This window comes from Mesorhizobium sp. CO1-1-11, assembly GCF_020164995.1.
GTDB classification, from domain to species: Bacteria; Pseudomonadota; Alphaproteobacteria; order Rhizobiales; family Rhizobiaceae; genus Mesorhizobium; species Mesorhizobium australicum.
In genome coordinates, this window is sequence record NZ_JAIUHE010000008.1 from 36,171 (window position 1) to 52,156 (window position 15,986).

Here is a 15,986-nt window from a genome sequence, read left to right on the forward strand (position 1 = left end):
CTATGTCGGTTTCGCGATTGCCTCGGTCAGAACTCACTGACCCGGGAACAAAGATCAATTTAGCCGCGATCCGTTAGCGCTCCGTTAACCCTCTGCCGGCCTTAATGATATTTGGAGGCGTTGCGTTGTGCTCCGGGGAAACCGAGAGGAATGCGCGAATCATGGGCATGGTACTGTCTTTCGTGCCGCGTGCGGCACCGGCCAATCGAGCCAAGCAAACCACCGAAATACCGGCGGCGGTGATCATATTTCCCGGCATCCGTTATGAACGGTCCAGCACCGGCGAAGCCCGGCCTGCAGGGCCGGACAAGCCGGGATCGCCACGGACGCCAGTCCCCCATCACTGAGCAGTCCCTCACCACTGAGCTTTGCTGAAGCCATGGTGTGGTCCGTCAGGCCCTCTGCTCCGGATCAGCGATCGAGGATCGCGGCTTAGAAATCCTGCAACTCGCAGGAACTCTGATCGAGAAAGCGCGACACGATCGGCTTCCAGCTCTCGTCGGGTACGAAGCTGCGGATGACGAAGATGCCTTCATCGATAGGCGCCTCGACGAAGATCGCTCCCTGAAGATCCTCGGGCAGGTCCTTGCGCACGTCGATCATCTGCGCCGGCGTCAGCACGACGGCATCCAGCTTGCCGCCCGCCGCCGTGTGGTCGTTGAAGGAATAGATGTTGTGACCGCTGCGATCATAGACCGACACCGACCAGAACGGGACGTCCCCCGGCGCCTTGATCCGGACCATTCCTTCCTCGAGGTCGAAGCGGCAGGCCGTTGCGTAGAACAGCGGGTCAACCGATTTCACCACCGGTGCGCCGCCCGCTTCGGCATCGAGCCGGTTCATCTTGTAGAGATCCGAAGCCATGGAGAGACGCGACCAGGCGTCGCGTTCCGAAAATTCCGGCACCAGAAGCAGGACGACAATGTGGACGATGCCGGCGCCGACGAGGCCGAGCAGGATGGCATGGAGAAGCCTGCGCAATGCGGCACGCAAACTACGCATCGCAGCCCGCCTTGACGATCCTGGGCAGCGAAACGTCTGACAGGCCGGTGCTGCTGGCGATCGGCGTGTCGTAGAGGGTCAGGACGAAATACATCCGTCCAGAACCGTCGGTCAGCAGCCAGTTGCCCGGCATCGGGTGATGGCCCACGGATATAATCACGGAATTGTCCGGTTGGCGTAGCACCTCGTAGGACTGAAGAGCCGCAAGCCGCGATTTGCCGGTCTCGACGACGCCGAGCGACTGATCGGCGGCATAAAGCGTCCAGAACCGCGCTGTCGGAAATCCGCCCTCGATCCTGTAGATGCATTCCCGCTTGAGCTGGTCGCCGGCGGCATCCTTTTCCGCCACGAAGGACAGGCCCTCGGCGCGACCAAGCGCCAGCACGCCCTCGCGCGCCACGCGGGCCTTGGAATAGGGGTCCGCGGCCGGTGTGCCGATGTCGGGGAAGGCAGTCCACTGGCCGATCCTGATTGCGCCGACACCGTCCTGGATCTTCAGCGCATACCAGACGCTGGCACCGCCTCCGCCAATGGCTATGGCTAGCGAAATCAGCATCAGGAAGGCGTTCTTGAGCATGAAGGGCCAGGTGCGCGCAGAATTGCCGTTCGGGGATATCGCGGCCCGGGGCCTTGTGGCAAGCAGGCGTGATGGATTTGCCAGTCGGTCTTGTCTCAGCGGGCGGATATCACAGTGCCGACAACGTTTCGGGTGGAGCGGGGGCGTCGAGTTTGGGGGCCGCCTGGAACATCTGGCTCATGTCCCGCAACGTCTGTGTGGTTCGACTGGACAGCACCGGCGGCCGCTCGGCGGCGGCATCGGCCGCTGCCTGCTCCTCGCTCTTCTTCTGTGCCTCGGCGGCCTTGGCCGCGACCTCCTCGTCGACGAAGGGCTTGTCGATCCCCGGGATCGGCTTCAGGTCGATGTTCTGGTGCGCGTAGACCATCAACCGCTGCCACACCATCGCCGGCAGCGAGCCGCCGGTCATGTTCTTGGTCGGGGTGAAATCGTCATTGCCCAGCCACACGGCGGCCGTGTAGTTGCCGGTAAAGCCGACGAACCAGGCATCGCGGTAGGATTGCGTGGTGCCGGTCTTGCCGGCGACGACGATGTTGGGAATTTGCGCCCGCCGCGCCGTGCCCATCACCGGCACGGCCGCCAGCATGGTGTTCATGGATTTCAGCGCCTGCTCGGACAGGACGCGATGCGGCGGCGGCGCGTCCTTGGTCCAGTCATACACCACGTCGCCGGTGCGGGTTACGAGCTGGGTGATGCCGTGCCGGGAACCGACGAAGCCATTCTGGGCGAACACGCTGTAGCCCGTCGCCTGGTCCATCACGGTCATGCCCGAGGTGCCGAGCACCATCGTCTTGTGCCCTTCGAGCGGCGATTCCACCCCAAACGATTCCGCCAATGCCTTGATCGGCGCGATGCCGAGATGGTCCTTGGCGAGCCGCACCGGCACGGTGTTGATCGACTTGGCCATCGCCATGATCAGCGTGATGTTGCCCGCCGACTCGCCGCTGTAATTGTGCGGCGACCAGTTGCCCCAGCTGATCGGCCCGCCAGAAATGATCGAGTTCGGCGTGAAGCCGTGTTCCATCGCCGTGGCGTAGACATAGGGCTTGAACGATGAGCCGGTCTGGCGCAGTGCCTTGGTAGCGCGGTTGAACTGGCTGGCGCCGTAATCGCGGCCGCCGACGATCGCCCGCACCGCGCCATTGGTCTCGATGACCACCACGGCCCCTTCGGTGACGTTGTACTCCTTGCCGAACTGGCGCAGGTGGAACTCGACGGACTCCTCCGCCGCCTTCTGGATGTTGGCGTCGAAGGTGGTGTGGGCAACCAGCGAGTGCTGGCCTGGCTTGGCGATCTTCTTGACCTCGTCGAAGGCCCAGTCAAGGTAGTAGTCGGGGCTCTTCTGTTCGCCGCGGTCGACGACGTCGGCCGGGTGCAGTCTGGCCTGCAGCACCTGGCCTTCGGTCATGAAGCCGGAATCGACGAGGTTGGACAGCACCACGTTGGCGCGCGCGCGCGCCGCCGGCAGGTTGATATGCGGCGCGTATTTGGTCGGGGCCTTGAACAGACCGGCCAGCATCGCCGCCTCGGCAAGGTTCAGGTCCTTGACGCTCTTGCCGAAATAGAAGTCCGCCGCCGCCTCGATGCCGAACGTGCCACCGCCCATATAGGCGCGGTCGAGATAGAGCTGCAGGATTTCCTTCTTCGACAGATTGGCCTCCAGCCACAGCGACAGGAACGCCTCCTTGATCTTGCGCTCGAACGTGCGCTCATTGGTCAGGAACAGGTTCTTGGCCAGCTGCTGGGTGATGCTCGAGCCACCCTGGACGACCGAATTCGCCCGCACGTTCTCGAAGATCGCGCGCGACAGGCCGAGCACGTCGATACCGTAATGATCGAAAAACCGGCGGTCCTCGGTGGCGAGCACCGCCTTGATGACATGGTCCGGCATCTCGTCGACCGGCACGGAATCGCGCTGGATGATGCCACGCTGGCCGATCTCGTTGCCATAGCGGTCCAGGAAGGTGACGGCGAAGTCGCCCTGGGCACGCCAGTCGCCGGTAGTGTCCTGAAAAGCGGGTATCGCCAGCGCCAGCATCACCACCATGCCGCCGGCGCCGAGTGTAAAACCTTCGCTCAAAAGTTCGATGAAGCCGCGGCGCCAACCCTTGAGACGGAAGCGCCGCGAGAAGATCGTCGCGGCCTCCCAGAACTGGCGTGCCTTGAACCCGATCTCATAGAGCGAGGAATCGAGCCACGCGTCCAGCGCCAGCAACCAGGCGGCGATCGGACCTCTTCTCTTGCGTGGTTCAGGGCTGACCATTCAAAAAACCCGGCTCGGTTCTGGCGCGACCTGAAAACCGCAAGCGGGCAATTTCAGGGCGGCGCCCTGTCCGACTATTCATCCATTTACGGACACTCACAAGGGCGGCGAGGACACAGGGGCACGGTTTGTTGATGGAAGAGCCAGGTAGCCGGCGGCCGGTTCCTCGCCCGCCAGGTGCTCGATCCGGCGAGCGGGAGCTGTTTTGCCGTTTTCCCGACTATCAGGCCGCCTCGCGTTTCAGCGCCTGTGCCATGCAATGGATACCGCCGCCGGTCTTGGAGATTTCGCTCATGTCGACGGCCGCGACCTCGAAGCCGCGCGCCTTGAGTTTTTCGATCAGCGTCTTGCTGGACGTCGGCGCGATCACCCGGTCCTTGCCCAGCGACATGAAGTTGCAGCCGAGCGCCATCGTGTCCTGGAAGGGAACGTCGATGATCTCGTGCCCCTTGCCCTTCAGCCAGTCGACGATGCCAGGCTCGGTGCAGGCGAGGCAGACGGCAGTGAGCTTTTCGGCGATCGGCACCACCATCAGGTCGATATGGACGTAATATTCGTCGATGAAGGCAATGCGTGTCTCCCAGCCTTCCTTCTCGAACCAGGCCTGCACCTGCCGGGCGCCTTCCTCCTGCGTGCGGGCGCCGCCGCAGCCGATCAGCACCACGCCGTCCTCGATGACATTGAAGTCGCCGCCCTCGAAAGTGCCGGCTGTCACCATGTCGTAGATCGGGATGCCGAGCTTTTCATAGGTGCGGATGGCGGCGTAGTTCTCGCCGCGCCGCCACCAGTTGGCCATGGCGGTGATAATGGCGCCATAAGGCGTCATGACGCTGGAATCGCGGGAATAGACCTGCATCGGCAGTTCCGGCGTCGGCTCGTGCCAGTGAATGTTGACGCCGAAATGCTCGTAGGCCGCGACAAGATCCTTGTGCTGTGCCTGCGCGATCTGAACGTTGCAAGGGGCTTCACGCAGGTGCTTGCGCGACAGCGAACTGGTCGACAGGTGGCGCAGGAAATTCGGCGATCCGAGCAGCACGTCGGTCAACACGTCGGTTTCGTTGGCGAAGCCCCAGACGGTCAGCGGCTGGGTGCCGCCGGCCGGGTTGCGGCGTTGAAGCGAAAACGGCTCGGCGATGATGCGGTCATGGACGGTCATGCGGGTTCTCCTCGTGGGCTCGTTCTAAAGGGTTGGTCAGGTCATGCGTTGCTTGGGATCCACCAGTCGCGGCCGCGCGCTGTGGTGACATATTCCGGCCAGCGAAAGTTGATCGGCGGGTCGTAGTCGCAGAGCGGCGCGATCCAGTTGGAACCGCAGACGCCGCCGCCGGTACGGGTGGTGAACTCGTCCATTGCCGCATCGCGGGCGGTCTCGTCCTCGAACAGGCGCAGCGCCGTCAGCGCGACCGTCTTGGCGGCGCAGATGACCATCGGGTCGATCGTCGCGGGAATGCCGCCCAGCGCATTCATCACCCAGGAGGGATAGGCGCTGCCATTCGCCGAGCGGAGCGCTGGGCGGGCGACATAGAAGCGGGCGGTCGGCGCGTGCCAGCTCATGTCGGTGTAGTCGTCGGAGGTCGAGTTCACCTGGGACGGCGGCAGGTCGCGGCGCAGGATCGCCTCAGCCTCTTGTGGCGAAATCAGCCGCTCAAGCTCGTCGATAAAGGGGTTTTCGGTAGCAGTGCCGCCGGCATTGACCTGGATTTCCCGCGCGATCGTTCTGGCGGCCTCGTCCCAGCGTGGCGGCCCGACTGTCGACAGGGCTTCATAGGCAATCCCGGCCATGGCGTGGTTCGCGAGCCCAGGCCGTGACTTCGATACCCAGTGCCGCTCGTAGCGGCAGCCGCTGATCGCGGCCGCGGCCGCGGCGTTGCGGTCGAGCACCGCCGTTACCTGCTCGGCCATGCCGATGGCGGGCACGCGGATCATGTACTGGATCTCGGCCAGTCCCGCCGGCAGATTGTCGGCCGTGGCCTGGCCGGCCGTCAGGATCGCCTCGCTGATCGACCAGCCGCCCTGGTGTGGCAGCATGGAATCGCGCAACGCCTTGGAAGCCATGTACATGGTCATCAGTGCATCGTTGGCGCCCGGTGCCCTGACCGCCGAATGCGCCTGCGGGATCGGTGCGCCGTCGCTTGCGCGAACCCAATTTTCGGGTTCGTCGCAGACGAAGCGATAGATCATCGCGTAGGCCGCGCCGCAATGCGTGTCCCAGCGCGCGGTATTGCAGAGCGGCAGCATGTAGAAGGGATGGAAGGAGATCATGCCGGCAAGGCCGTCATAGTAGCCTTTTGCCGCATGGATCGGCTTCGAACCGCGCACTTTCTCAGCCGGCTCGCCGGTAAAGCGCAGCGTGCCTTGAATGTCGTGGCGCTGCATGGCGGCTTTGGTGGCGAGCAGGCCGCCGAGACTTGCTATGCCGAGCCCCGAATGCGGGTCGGTATGGCCGCCGGCCTCGGCGCCAAGGCCAGGTCGCGGCTGCCTCACCGTCACGGCGTCCTGGCAATTGCCGGGCACGGCATCATATTCGGCATACATGCCCACTGTCGGTCCGGCACCGTTCGTCCAATGGGCGCAAAAGGCGGTCGGCATGCCGCCCGAGCCTTCCTCGACCGAAAATCCCTCGCGCTTGAGTCGATCGACATACCAGGCGGCCGACTGGTACTCGCGCCAGGCGGTCTCGCCGAAATCGAAAATGGTGCGTGTCCATGCCGACAGCAGGGGCTGGATGCCGTCCAGGCAGGCAAGCGCGGTCTCTTGCGCCGATGTCGTCACCGGTTTCTCCATGCTCTAGAAGAAAGCAGTGAAGCGGCTCGCCAAAAAGTGATATGTTTTCCTGGTTCATGCAAATTCGGTTCACCTCTTGAGAATCCCATCGACACAGGCGCTACGCGCGCTCGACAGTTTTGCCAGACATGGCAGCGTCTGGCGCGCCGCCGACGAACTGCACCTGACCCGCAGCGCGGTGAGCCACCAATTGCGGCTGCTCGAGCGAGATCTCGGCTTCGATCTGCTGGAGCGGATCGGGAAGGGGGTGGCGCTCACCCCGCGTGGGCAGCGCTATGCCAGCGACGTGCGCAAGGCGCTGACCGTGCTGGGTGACGCGGTGACGCGCGATGCCGGCAATGGCGTCGGCGGCTCGTTCGCCGTCTCCTGTACGCCGGGCTTCGCCTCGCTGTTCCTGTGCACCCATATCGGCGAGTTCCGGCAGATGTACCCCGATGTCGCGCTGCGCATCCTGACGCCCCGACGGCTCGACGATGTCAGCAATGCCGACGCAGACGCCTTCATCGCCTTTGGCGTGGGCAACTGGCCGAACCGCATGGCCGAGCTGTTGTGCGAAATCTCGTTCACGCCGCTCTGCAGCCCGACGCTGCTCAACAAGGTCGGCGGCTTTTCCCGGCCGGCGGACGTGCTGCGCGCCAATCTGCTCCATCTCGACGACACCGAGGATTGGGCCCGCTGGCTGGCGCTGTCCAAGGTCGAAAACCCGGACACCGAAGGCGGCATCTTCTTTTCCGACATGAACCTCGTCTTCTCTGCGGCGATTGCCGGGCAGGGGATCGCCATGGGTGACGAACTGACCAGCCGCCGTGCGCTGAGCGAAGGCCGTCTGGTCAGGCCTTTCGACATCGCGATCAAATCGCCGCGCTCCTATTTTCTGGTCTCCGAACACGCCAAGGCCTCGCACCCGGTCCTGGAAGCGTTCGCGGGATGGCTGAGGTCGACTCTCTCCGAGAACCGCATTCAGCCCTATTGAGAGGCAGCGTGGCGCCAGCCCGCCATAGATGAATGAAATTTGCCGATCAGGCGAAAACTATTCGGTTGCGGTGAGCTTCCGCCCTGCCTACGATTTGGCTCAACGGTAAGGATAGAGGCAGGATGCAGCAACCCGGCCGGGCCGCAGAGATCAAGGCAATCGGGATCGGCAAGAGCTTCGGCTCGTTCCGTGCTCTGGACAATCTGACGCTCGACATAGGCCGCGGCGAGTTCCTGACGCTGCTTGGGCCTTCCGGCTCCGGCAAGACCACCTTCCTGATGATCCTGGCCGGCTTCGTGCAGCCGAGCGAGGGCAGGCTTTTCAGCGACGGCGCCGATATCACCGACCGCCCGGCCGAGCAGCGTGCCGCCGGCATGGTGTTCCAGGGCTATGCGCTCTTTCCGCATATGAGCGTCGAAGCCAACATCGCCTTCCCGCTCAAGGTCCGCAAGAAATCGGCCGCCGAGATCAAGAAGCGTGTCGGCGAGATGATCGAGCGCGTCGGTCTGGTCGGCCACGAGAGGAAATTGCCCTCGCAGCTTTCCGGTGGCCAGCAGCAGCGCGTCGCGCTTGCCCGCGCGCTGGTGTTCGAGCCGGGCGTGCTCCTGCTCGACGAGCCGTTTTCGGCGCTGGACAAGAGCCTGCGCGGCCAGATGCAGGCAGAGATGAAGCGCCTGCACCAGGAGACCGGCACCACCTTCGTCTTCGTTACCCACGACCAGAGCGAGGCGCTGGCGCTGTCTTCGCGCGTCGCCATCTTCAATCATGGCAAACTGCTGCAGGTCGGCGCGCCGGACGAGGTCTACGACCGGCCGGACAATCGCTTCGTCGCCGAGTTCCTCGGCGAGATCAACATGCTGCCGCTGAAGGGGGTTAAGGCCGTCGACAACGGCTCGACGGGCCTTTGTGAGGACCGCGCGGTCAGCATGCACTGCAAGGCTGAGAAGGTACGTGGCGACGCCATCCTGGCGATCCGGCCCGAACACATGTCGATAGCGCGCGAGGCTGCCGCCGGAGAGAACGGCATTGCCGCGACGGCAATCGCCTCGACCTATCTGGGTGCGGCGACCAAGCTCGACCTCACCACGCGCCAAGGTGCCAAAGTCACCGTCTCGGTGCCCAACGAGGTCGCGGCGGCGGCGCTCAGCAAGGGCAATTCCGTGTGGCTGACATGGCCGGCGGAAAAGGGTTTCCTCCTTCCGGACGGAGGACAATGAGCGCCGGCGCGGCCTGATCAGCCGCACCGGCTTCCGGAATCAAAATCAACGAAAACAAAGGGGAACTGACATGAACGACACCAAGAAACAGGCCATCGAAACGCTGTCCGAAAGGACGAGACGCGGCGAGATCTCGCGTCGGCAGTTCGCGCAACTCGCTGCCCTCGTGCTCGCCGGCACGCCGATGCTGCTGCGCTCGACCGGTGCCTTTGCCGCAGCAAAGGAACTTGTGCTGGTCAACTGGGGCGGCGATGCCATCACGGCCTACGACGCGGCCTATGGCCAGGCCTTCACCAAGGATACCGGCATTACGGTCAAGATGGACGGGTCGGGCCCGACCGAAGGCGCGATCGCCGCGCAGTCCAAGAGCGGCGCCCCGACCTGGGACCTGGTCGACGTCGACCCGTTCTCGGCCATTACGCTCGGCGCCCAAGGCATGCTCGAGCCGATCGACTACAACATCGTCGACAAGAAGAAGATGCGGCCGGGCTTCGGCTGGGACTATGCCGCCTCGACCTATTTCTTCTCCTATGTCATCGCCTACGATTCCGAGAAATACGGCAAGGATGCACCGACCGGCATGGCCGACTTCTTCGATGTGAAGAAATTTCCGGGCAAGCGTTCGCTCTACAAATGGGGCGTGTCGAGCTGGGAAGCGGCCCTTTTGGCCGACGGCATCGCGCCGGCTTCGCTCTACCCGCTCGACCTAAAACGTGCGCATGACAAGATATCAGCCTTCAAGGAAAACGTCGTCGCCTATTGGGGCGGCGGCGCCGAGAGCCAGAGCGTGCTGCTCAATGGCGAAGCCTCCATGGCGATCGTCTGGTCGACGCGCGCCTCGCTGATCGAGCAGGATTCCGGCGGCAAGATCAAGTTCATCTGGGACCAGGGCCTGATCTCGCCCGGCGCGCTGGCCGTGCTCAAGAACAACCCAGGCGGCAAGGATGCGGCGATGAAGTTCATCGCCAGCGCCCAGGATCCGGAAAAGCAGCTCGTCATGTTCGACAAGCTTGGCCAAGGTCCGGCCAATCCGGCGGCCGACGCGCTGATCCCCGCCGACAAGAAGCGCATCAACCCCGTCGATCCCGAGAACATGAAGAAGCAGATCCCGCTCGACATGGACTGGTACGCCAAGAACTATGGGCCGGCGCTCGACGAATACACCAAGATCATCTCCGCCTGACCGGCGGCGATGCTGATCTGACATGAGAGGCGTTCTCTCTGACAGGATGGGCGCGGCGCTGTTGATGGCGCCGCTGCTCCTTTTTCTCGGCCTCGCCTATGCCTGGCCATTTCTCGGCGTGGTGAAGTGGAGCTTCACCTTGCCGACGCCTGGGCTTGGTCAGTACGAGGCATTGCTCACCGACGATCTGGTCCAGTCGGTGTTCATCCGCACGCTGCGCATCGCCGCCATCGTCACTATTGTGTCGGTCGCCGCCGCCTATGCCATCACGGTCGTCTGGGTTCGCGGCAGCCCGGCGCAGCGCCTCATCGCCGAATTCTGCATCCTGGTGCCGTTCTGGATCTCGGTGCTGACACGCGCCTTCGGCTGGGTGGCGCTGCTGTCCAATCGCGGCCTGATCAACACCTGGCTGCAGTTGATCGGTTTTATCTCCGAACCGCTGACTTTGGTACGCAACGAATTCGGCGTCATTGTCGGCATGACGCATTTCCTCATTCCTTTTGCTGTCTTTCCGCTGGCGTCCGCCATGCGCAGCCTTGACGAGCGTGTTCTGCTCGCCGCGCGCGGCCTCGGCTCCAGCCGCATGCGCACCTTCTGGACGGTGTTCGTGCCGATGACGCGCTCCGGCATTATCGGCTCCGCGATGATCGTGTTCGTCTTCTCGCTCGGTTTCTTCGTCACGCCGGCGATTCTCGGCGGCGGGCGCAGCGTGATGATCGCCGAACTGATCTATCTCAGGATATTCCAGAGCCCGGACTGGGGGCTGGGGGCTGCGATCAGCGTCGTGCTGGTACTGTTCGTCGGCGCACTGATGGCGCTCTTGTTTCGTTATGTCAGACCGAAGCAGCTGATCTGATGCCGACTTATCGCCCCGGTCCTGTCTCGCTGGTTATCGCCGCCCTGGTGGCGCTGTTCCTGCTGTTGCCGCTGCTGGCCGTCATCCCCGTGTCGCTGACGCCGAGCCGCATGCTGGCGATGCCGACGGGCGAATTGTCGTTGCGCCACTACCGATCGTTGATCGAGGATCCGCGCTGGCTCCAGTCGATCCTGCTTTCGATCCGCATCGGCATCGTCAGCAGCGCCATTTCAACTGTGCTGGCGCTCTGCTTCAGCCTCGGCGCCTGGATGTTCCAGCCGCGCTTCACCGCGACCCTGGTCGGCTTCGTGCTGCTGCCGATGGTGGTGCCGCCGGTGGTTTCGGCGGTCACGCTCTACTTCCTGCTCACCTCGATCTCGGGCGTCAGCTCCTTCCTCGGCTACGATACCTGGCTCGGCGTTGCCATGGCGCATTCGGTTATGACGGTGCCATTCGCGACGGTGCTGATCCTGGTCTCGCTCAGCCAGCTAGACCGACGCATCGACCTTGCCGCGCGGGGGCTTGGCGCAAGTGTCTGGGAGCGCGCCACGCGTGTCATCATGCCTAACATCAAGTTCGGCATCGTCACCGCGGCGCTGTTGTCCTTCGTGCTGTCCTGGGAAGAGATCGGCGTCACTTTGTTCATCACCTCGGTCAACGCCATCACGCTGCCGCGCCTGATGTGGATGGGACTACGTGACAACATCGACCCGGCGATCGCCGCCCTGTCGGTGATTTTGATCATCATCACCGTGCTGGTTCTGGCGGTGAGGAGCGTCGTGGTCAGGCTGAACCGGGGTAGCAAGCCGGTCTAGACGAACCGCACCGAGACTTTGCCGAACCTGCCCAAATCGCCAATGACTTCGTCACCGGCGGCGACGCTGATCGGTGTCACGCAAGTTCCGGTGATCACCACTTGTCCCGGTTGGAGCGCTATGCCAAGCCCCGATAGCTCATTGACCAGCCATGTCAGGGCGATGCGCGGGTCGCCGAGGACAGCCGCGCCCGTTCCGTCGTGCCGCGACTTACCCGAAACGAGACCGGTCACCGGGTACTCCGCGAGGTTCACGTCGCGCCAATCGTCTTCGGCAGGCTGGCCGATGACAAACAGATTGGCGCAGGCATTGTCCGCGATCAGCTGCGGCGCGCCGACAGCGCAGAAATCATCATATCGTGAGTCCGGTATTTCGATCGCCGGATGCAGGGTCGCCACGGCGCCCATGACTTCAGCGATTTCAAAAGGTGCCGCGCGAGGTGGGATCCGGCGGCCGAAACGGAATGCGAATTCGACCTCGGCGACCCGCATCTTGCTCGTCGCCAGCGAGACGATCCCGCCGACCTCGACCGCTTTTTCGGCGAGCAGACGCCCGGCCATCGGGCCGTTGACGTTGATATGCCTTTGACCGGCCAGGCTGGTTGCCGCGATCTTCCAGCCGAAAAGCGGGGCCGCCGAATGCTCCATGACATGCGACTGGATGGCGTAACCTTCGGTGCGCGTTTTCGGCCGCAGTTCCTCGGGTATGGCGTCGAGATGGGTGCCATTGTCCCAATGGCCTACCAGCAGACGTGACGCGGCCCTGGCCTTTTCTGGATCGAGCATGGTCAGCTCCGGAAATCGGGAACATGCCCCTCTGTCCGGCCAAGCCGGCAAGGAACATTCCATCGTGTGGACCAGCCTATATGGGGGAAATCGCGTGACCAGACAATCAGAGGCAAGCTCATGGTCAATTTGCCAGGCCCTACCGCGCCGGCTGACGAGATTGTCGGCAAGTCGTATTTTCGAGATCATCGGCGTTCATCATTCCGATGACGAATCGCCATCGTCTTCGCGTGGCGAACCGCTATATCTGAGAAGGGATGCGGACATGGGCAGGCTTTGGAAAAGCATTGTCGGTGGCGCAACGGCTTGAGGAAATGGACGATGACCGCGCCCGGCGATTTGCAGCAGGCCCTGTTTCTAAGATTGAAAAGCGATGCGTCGCTGTCGGCGCTGCTGGGTGGCGCCGGACTGCTCGAGCGGGCAACCGACAACGTCGCCTTTCCCTATGTGACTTCAGGCCAGACTTCTGCCTTTGACTGGGACACCGGCGCCGAGAACAACGACGACCAGCTGATCACGCTGCATGTCTGGTCGAAGGCGCATGGCGAGGCCGAGACGCGGGCGATCATGGATGCCATCAAGGCGCGGCTTGCCGGAGCGGTGTTGGTTATAGGCCCGCGTGGCCAGACGCGGCTGTCGCTGGAATTCAGCGAGGCGCGTTACGATGAGGAACTCCTTGTCCACCATGGCCTGCTGCGATTCCGTGCGCTGACGCAGGAAAACGCCTGACGCACTTTCAATATCACCGAAACGGAGTCTAGACTGCTTTCGCGGGTTTCACTGGGGGGCGGTGAAATCCAAGATGTCTGTCTCGCGTTGCAGGGGTGTGGCGAGCATGGTTTCAGGGCCGTTCACTGTTCATTTCACGTTCAGCACCGATGCGTTACAACGCGGGTCATGAAAACGCTTCGCTCCCATTTCCGAACCGCGACCCTGGCGCTTAGTGCCGCCGGGCTGTTTGCGTCGCAGGCAATGGCGATACCGGTCATCGAGCCCAACCAGGCCAGCCCGATCGTCCTGGCTGCATCCGACTGCTATGCGATCGGTCAGCAGGTGGCTCAGCAGAATGGCGGAACGCTCGCCAAGGCTTCGGCATCGACGCGTGGCGGCCAGCCGGTCTGCGTCATCGTCGTGCTCGTGCCCGGCAAGGACGGACAACGTCCGCGCCGCTCCGAAATCGTCGTTCCGCAGAACTGACCGCTCTTCCCTCCGTTTCCCAGGCCGGCGGAATCGGCCTATATCTGAAATCTTCAATCAACAGGCATTGGTCCCCGTATGCGCGTACTCGTCGTCGAGGATGACAAGGATCTCAACCGGCAGATCTCGGATGCGCTGGTCGATGCCGGCTATGTCGTCGATCGTGCCTTCGACGGCGAGGAGGGCCATTTCCTCGGCGACACAGAGCCTTACGATGCCGTTGTGCTCGACATCGGCCTGCCGCAGATGGACGGCATCAGCGTGGTCGAGCGCTGGCGTCGCGGCGGCCGCAAGATGCCGGTGCTGATCCTGACCGCGCGTGACCGCTGGAGCGACAAGGTCTCCGGCATCGACGCCGGCGCCGACGACTACGTCACCAAGCCGTTCCACATCGAGGAGGTGCTGGCGCGCGTCAGGGCCCTGATCCGCCGCGCGGCCGGCCACGCCTCGTCGGAACTGACCTGCGGGCCGCTGCGTCTCGACACCAAGGCTTCGAAGGCCGATGTCAACGGCGTGCCGCTGAAATTGACCTCGCACGAATTCCGGCTGCTTGCCTATCTGATGCACCACATGGGCGAGGTCGTTTCGCGCACCGAACTGGTTGAGCATCTCTACGACCAGGACTTCGACCGCGATTCCAACACCATCGAGGTCTTTGTCGGACGATTGCGCAAGAAGATGGGCATCGACATGATCGAAACCGTACGCGGCATGGGCTACCGCATGCGTGAGCCGGAGGCGTAAGGCGGAACCGCTCCCCACCAACCCGACCGTGGGCAGACGGCTCTCGCTGCGCGCGTGGCCGCGATCGCTGACGTTCCGCGTCATCGCCTTCTCCACCGTGTGGGCGATCCTGACCCTGGTCGTCATCTTCACCCTGATCACAACGCTCTACCGGCAGGCCAGCGAGCGGGGCTTCGACAGTCTATTGTCGGCGCATCTGTTCAACCTGATCGGCTCCATCGGCATCTCCGACAGCGGCGCGTTGACCGGCTCCCCCGATCTTGGCGATCTCCGTTTCTCGGAACCGAATTCGGGCTGGTACTGGTCCGTCGAGCCCGCCTCGGAAGGCGTTCACGGCGATCTTCACTCGTCGTCCATGACCCGGACCATCCCGTCGCCGGACGTGGCGGATGTTCCCTTCAACGCCAATTTCCAGCGCAGCTATGCCGCGCAAGGCATCAATGGCGAGGAGCTGGTCGTGTTCGAGAGCGAATTCGTTCTCGACGCGAAGAACCGCGCCGCGCGCTTCCGCGTCATGGGCAACAAGACCGAGTTGGAGCAGGAAATAGCAACGTTCCAGCGCCGCCTGCTGACCTATCTCAGCCTGTTCGGAATCGGCATGATCGCCATCAACGCCATCGCCATCCTGCTCGGGCTGCAGCCGTTGCGCAGGGTCCGGAACGCACTCGCCATGGTGCGCGAGGGCACCGCACAGAGGCTCGACGGCCGCTTCCCGGCCGAGATCGAACCGTTAGCCAACGAAACCAACGCCTTGATAGAAAACAACAAACGCATCGTCGAGCGTTCTCGGACCCAGGTCGGCAACCTCGCCCATTCCTTGAAGACACCGCTTGCCGTTCTGCTCAACGAGGGCCGGGCGCTTGGCGGCGCCAAGGGACAGTTGATCGCCGAGCAGGCCGCCTCCATGCAAAAGCAGATCGACCATTACCTGCAGCGTGCCCGCGTCGCGGCACAGCGCGACAGCGTCGTCTATCGCACGCCGGTGGCACCGCTGGTGCAGCGCATGCTGCGCGTTTTGCAGAAGCTGAACCCGCGGACCAGCCTGTCGCTGTCGCTGCCGGCCACCGAGATCGTCTTTGCCGGCGAACGCGAGGACCTCGAGGAACTGCTTGGCAATCTTCTCGAAAATGCGGTGAAATGGGCAAGGAGTGCTGTCGCGATCTCGGTCGTGCCCTTCGCCGGCAAGGATGAGAGCCTGTTCGAGATCAGCATCGAGGACGACGGACCGGGTATTCCCGAGGACAAAGCCCGTGAAGCGCTGAAGCGAGGGCGGCGCCTCGATGAGACCAAGCCTGGGACAGGCCTGGGCCTTGCCATTGTCGCCGATCTCGTCAACGAGTATGGAGGCGTCCTGGCACTCGAGCGGTCCGGCATGGGCGGACTGAAGGCGACGGTGCGATTGCGGAGCCTGCAGTAATGCTACCCAGGCCAATCGGCAGCAATGGAAGGCGCATATTGTGGCGGCATATCGATTGACCCCAGAGCAGCCGCCAGTGGCCAAATTTCCGACAAATATCAACACTATGGCCACGCCTACTTCTCCGATGACGCGGCCCCCGGCGCATCCATGGCAGGCTCCAACTCAAGAAA

General features: G+C 63.3%; 15 protein-coding genes. 9 read left to right on the forward strand and 6 right to left on the reverse strand.

From position 1 onward, the window contains the following. Nucleotides 1–432 precede the first annotated feature (432 nt). From LB554_RS10885 to LB554_RS10905, 5 genes are all read right to left on the reverse strand, one after another. Nucleotides 433–1,002 carry a DUF1254 domain-containing protein gene (locus LB554_RS10885; protein ID WP_140618565.1) on the reverse strand — a complete coding sequence of 190 codons (570 nt, stop codon included), beginning with the start codon at nt 1,000–1,002 and terminating at the stop codon, nt 433–435. Continuing rightward, nucleotides 995–1,579: a DUF1214 domain-containing protein gene (locus LB554_RS10890; protein ID WP_224525852.1), complete on the reverse strand. Its 585-nt coding sequence runs from the start codon at nt 1,577–1,579 to the stop codon at nt 995–997. Before LB554_RS10890 ends, LB554_RS10885 begins: the two co-directional genes overlap by 8 nt. A 109-nt stretch (nt 1,580–1,688) precedes the next feature. Continuing rightward, a complete protein-coding gene (locus tag LB554_RS10895; RefSeq protein ID WP_224525848.1) occupies nt 1,689–3,842 on the reverse strand; it encodes a transglycosylase domain-containing protein in 2,154 nt (717 codons plus the stop codon). A gap of 223 nt (nt 3,843–4,065) precedes the next feature. After that, the gene (locus tag LB554_RS10900) at nt 4,066–4,998 is read right to left on the reverse strand and encodes a dimethylarginine dimethylaminohydrolase family protein (RefSeq protein WP_140618562.1); all 933 of its coding nucleotides are present in this window, start codon (nt 4,996–4,998) and stop codon (nt 4,066–4,068) included. A gap of 41 nt (nt 4,999–5,039) precedes the next feature. Continuing rightward, the gene (locus tag LB554_RS10905) at nt 5,040–6,626 is read right to left on the reverse strand and encodes an amidohydrolase (protein ID WP_224584495.1); all 1,587 of its coding nucleotides are present in this window, start codon (nt 6,624–6,626) and stop codon (nt 5,040–5,042) included. A 76-nt stretch (nt 6,627–6,702) separates the two neighbouring features. Here LB554_RS10905 and LB554_RS10910 point away from each other — a divergent pair, with 76 nt between their 5' ends. The 5 genes from LB554_RS10910 (at nt 6,703) to LB554_RS10930 (ending at nt 11,670) form a co-directional block, all read left to right on the forward strand. Further along, nucleotides 6,703–7,599, forward strand: a complete 897-nt coding sequence (locus LB554_RS10910) for a LysR substrate-binding domain-containing protein (protein WP_224584506.1) — start codon at nt 6,703–6,705, stop codon at nt 7,597–7,599. A 122-nt stretch (nt 7,600–7,721) separates the two neighbouring features. Further along, nucleotides 7,722–8,816, forward strand: a complete 1,095-nt coding sequence (locus tag LB554_RS10915) for an ABC transporter ATP-binding protein (RefSeq protein ID WP_224584508.1) — start codon at nt 7,722–7,724, stop codon at nt 8,814–8,816. Nucleotides 8,817–8,886: 70 nt separating this feature from the next. Further along, nucleotides 8,887–9,999, forward strand: coding sequence for an ABC transporter substrate-binding protein (locus tag LB554_RS10920; RefSeq protein WP_015318633.1), 1,113 nt, complete (start codon nt 8,887–8,889; stop codon nt 9,997–9,999). 22 nt (nt 10,000–10,021) lie between these two features. Further along, the gene (locus LB554_RS10925) at nt 10,022–10,855 is read left to right on the forward strand and encodes an ABC transporter permease (protein ID WP_224584510.1); all 834 of its coding nucleotides are present in this window, start codon (nt 10,022–10,024) and stop codon (nt 10,853–10,855) included. Then, complete coding sequence (locus LB554_RS10930) at nt 10,855–11,670, forward strand: ABC transporter permease (protein ID WP_224584512.1); 816 nt, start codon at nt 10,855–10,857, stop codon at nt 11,668–11,670. The genes LB554_RS10925 and LB554_RS10930 overlap by 1 nt, the downstream gene beginning before the upstream one ends. Here the strand turns inward: LB554_RS10930 and LB554_RS10935 are convergent. After that, the gene (locus LB554_RS10935) at nt 11,667–12,455 is read right to left on the reverse strand and encodes a 2-keto-4-pentenoate hydratase (RefSeq protein WP_224584514.1); all 789 of its coding nucleotides are present in this window, start codon (nt 12,453–12,455) and stop codon (nt 11,667–11,669) included. The two genes, LB554_RS10930 and LB554_RS10935, sit on opposite strands and share 4 nt — an antisense overlap. Nucleotides 12,456–12,776: 321 nt before the next feature. Between LB554_RS10935 and LB554_RS10940 the strand changes: the two genes are divergently transcribed. From LB554_RS10940 to LB554_RS10955, 4 genes are all read left to right on the forward strand, one after another. Continuing rightward, entirely contained in the window at nt 12,777–13,184 is a 408-nt protein-coding gene (locus tag LB554_RS10940; RefSeq protein ID WP_015318629.1) for a DUF3168 domain-containing protein, read from the forward strand. 168 nt (nt 13,185–13,352) lie between these two features. Next, on the forward strand, nt 13,353–13,652 hold the full coding sequence (locus LB554_RS10945; RefSeq protein ID WP_140718139.1) for a hypothetical protein: 300 nt from the start codon (nt 13,353–13,355) through the stop codon (nt 13,650–13,652). A 78-nt stretch (nt 13,653–13,730) separates the two neighbouring features. After that, the gene (locus LB554_RS10950) at nt 13,731–14,396 is read left to right on the forward strand and encodes a response regulator transcription factor (RefSeq protein WP_015318627.1); all 666 of its coding nucleotides are present in this window, start codon (nt 13,731–13,733) and stop codon (nt 14,394–14,396) included. Next, complete coding sequence (locus LB554_RS10955; RefSeq protein WP_318013202.1) at nt 14,380–15,813, forward strand: ATP-binding protein; 1,434 nt, start codon at nt 14,380–14,382, stop codon at nt 15,811–15,813. The genes LB554_RS10950 and LB554_RS10955 overlap by 17 nt, the downstream gene beginning before the upstream one ends. Nucleotides 15,814–15,986: the final 173 nt, after the last annotated feature.

Excerpts from the sequence above, each read along its gene's own strand:
- LB554_RS10885 (WP_140618565.1), bottom strand. The coding sequence starts at position 1,002 with ATGCGTAGTTTGCGTGCCGCATTGCGCAGGCTTCTCCATGCCATCCTG.
- LB554_RS10890 (WP_224525852.1), bottom strand. The coding sequence starts at position 1,579 with ATGCTCAAGAACGCCTTCCTGATGCTGATTTCGCTAGCCATAGCCATT.
- LB554_RS10895 (WP_224525848.1), bottom strand. The coding sequence starts at position 3,842 with ATGGTCAGCCCTGAACCACGCAAGAGAAGAGGTCCGATCGCCGCCTGG.
- LB554_RS10900 (WP_140618562.1), bottom strand. The coding sequence starts at position 4,998 with ATGACCGTCCATGACCGCATCATCGCCGAGCCGTTTTCGCTTCAACGC.
- LB554_RS10905 (WP_224584495.1), bottom strand. The coding sequence starts at position 6,626 with ATGGAGAAACCGGTGACGACATCGGCGCAAGAGACCGCGCTTGCCTGC.
- LB554_RS10915 (WP_224584508.1), top strand. The coding sequence starts at position 7,722 with ATGCAGCAACCCGGCCGGGCCGCAGAGATCAAGGCAATCGGGATCGGC.
- LB554_RS10920 (WP_015318633.1), top strand. The coding sequence starts at position 8,887 with ATGAACGACACCAAGAAACAGGCCATCGAAACGCTGTCCGAAAGGACG.
- LB554_RS10925 (WP_224584510.1), top strand. The coding sequence starts at position 10,022 with ATGAGAGGCGTTCTCTCTGACAGGATGGGCGCGGCGCTGTTGATGGCG.
- LB554_RS10930 (WP_224584512.1), top strand. The coding sequence starts at position 10,855 with ATGCCGACTTATCGCCCCGGTCCTGTCTCGCTGGTTATCGCCGCCCTG.
- LB554_RS10935 (WP_224584514.1), bottom strand. The coding sequence starts at position 12,455 with ATGCTCGATCCAGAAAAGGCCAGGGCCGCGTCACGTCTGCTGGTAGGC.
- LB554_RS10940 (WP_015318629.1), top strand. The coding sequence starts at position 12,777 with ATGACCGCGCCCGGCGATTTGCAGCAGGCCCTGTTTCTAAGATTGAAA.
- LB554_RS10945 (WP_140718139.1), top strand. The coding sequence starts at position 13,353 with ATGAAAACGCTTCGCTCCCATTTCCGAACCGCGACCCTGGCGCTTAGT.
- LB554_RS10950 (WP_015318627.1), top strand. The coding sequence starts at position 13,731 with ATGCGCGTACTCGTCGTCGAGGATGACAAGGATCTCAACCGGCAGATC.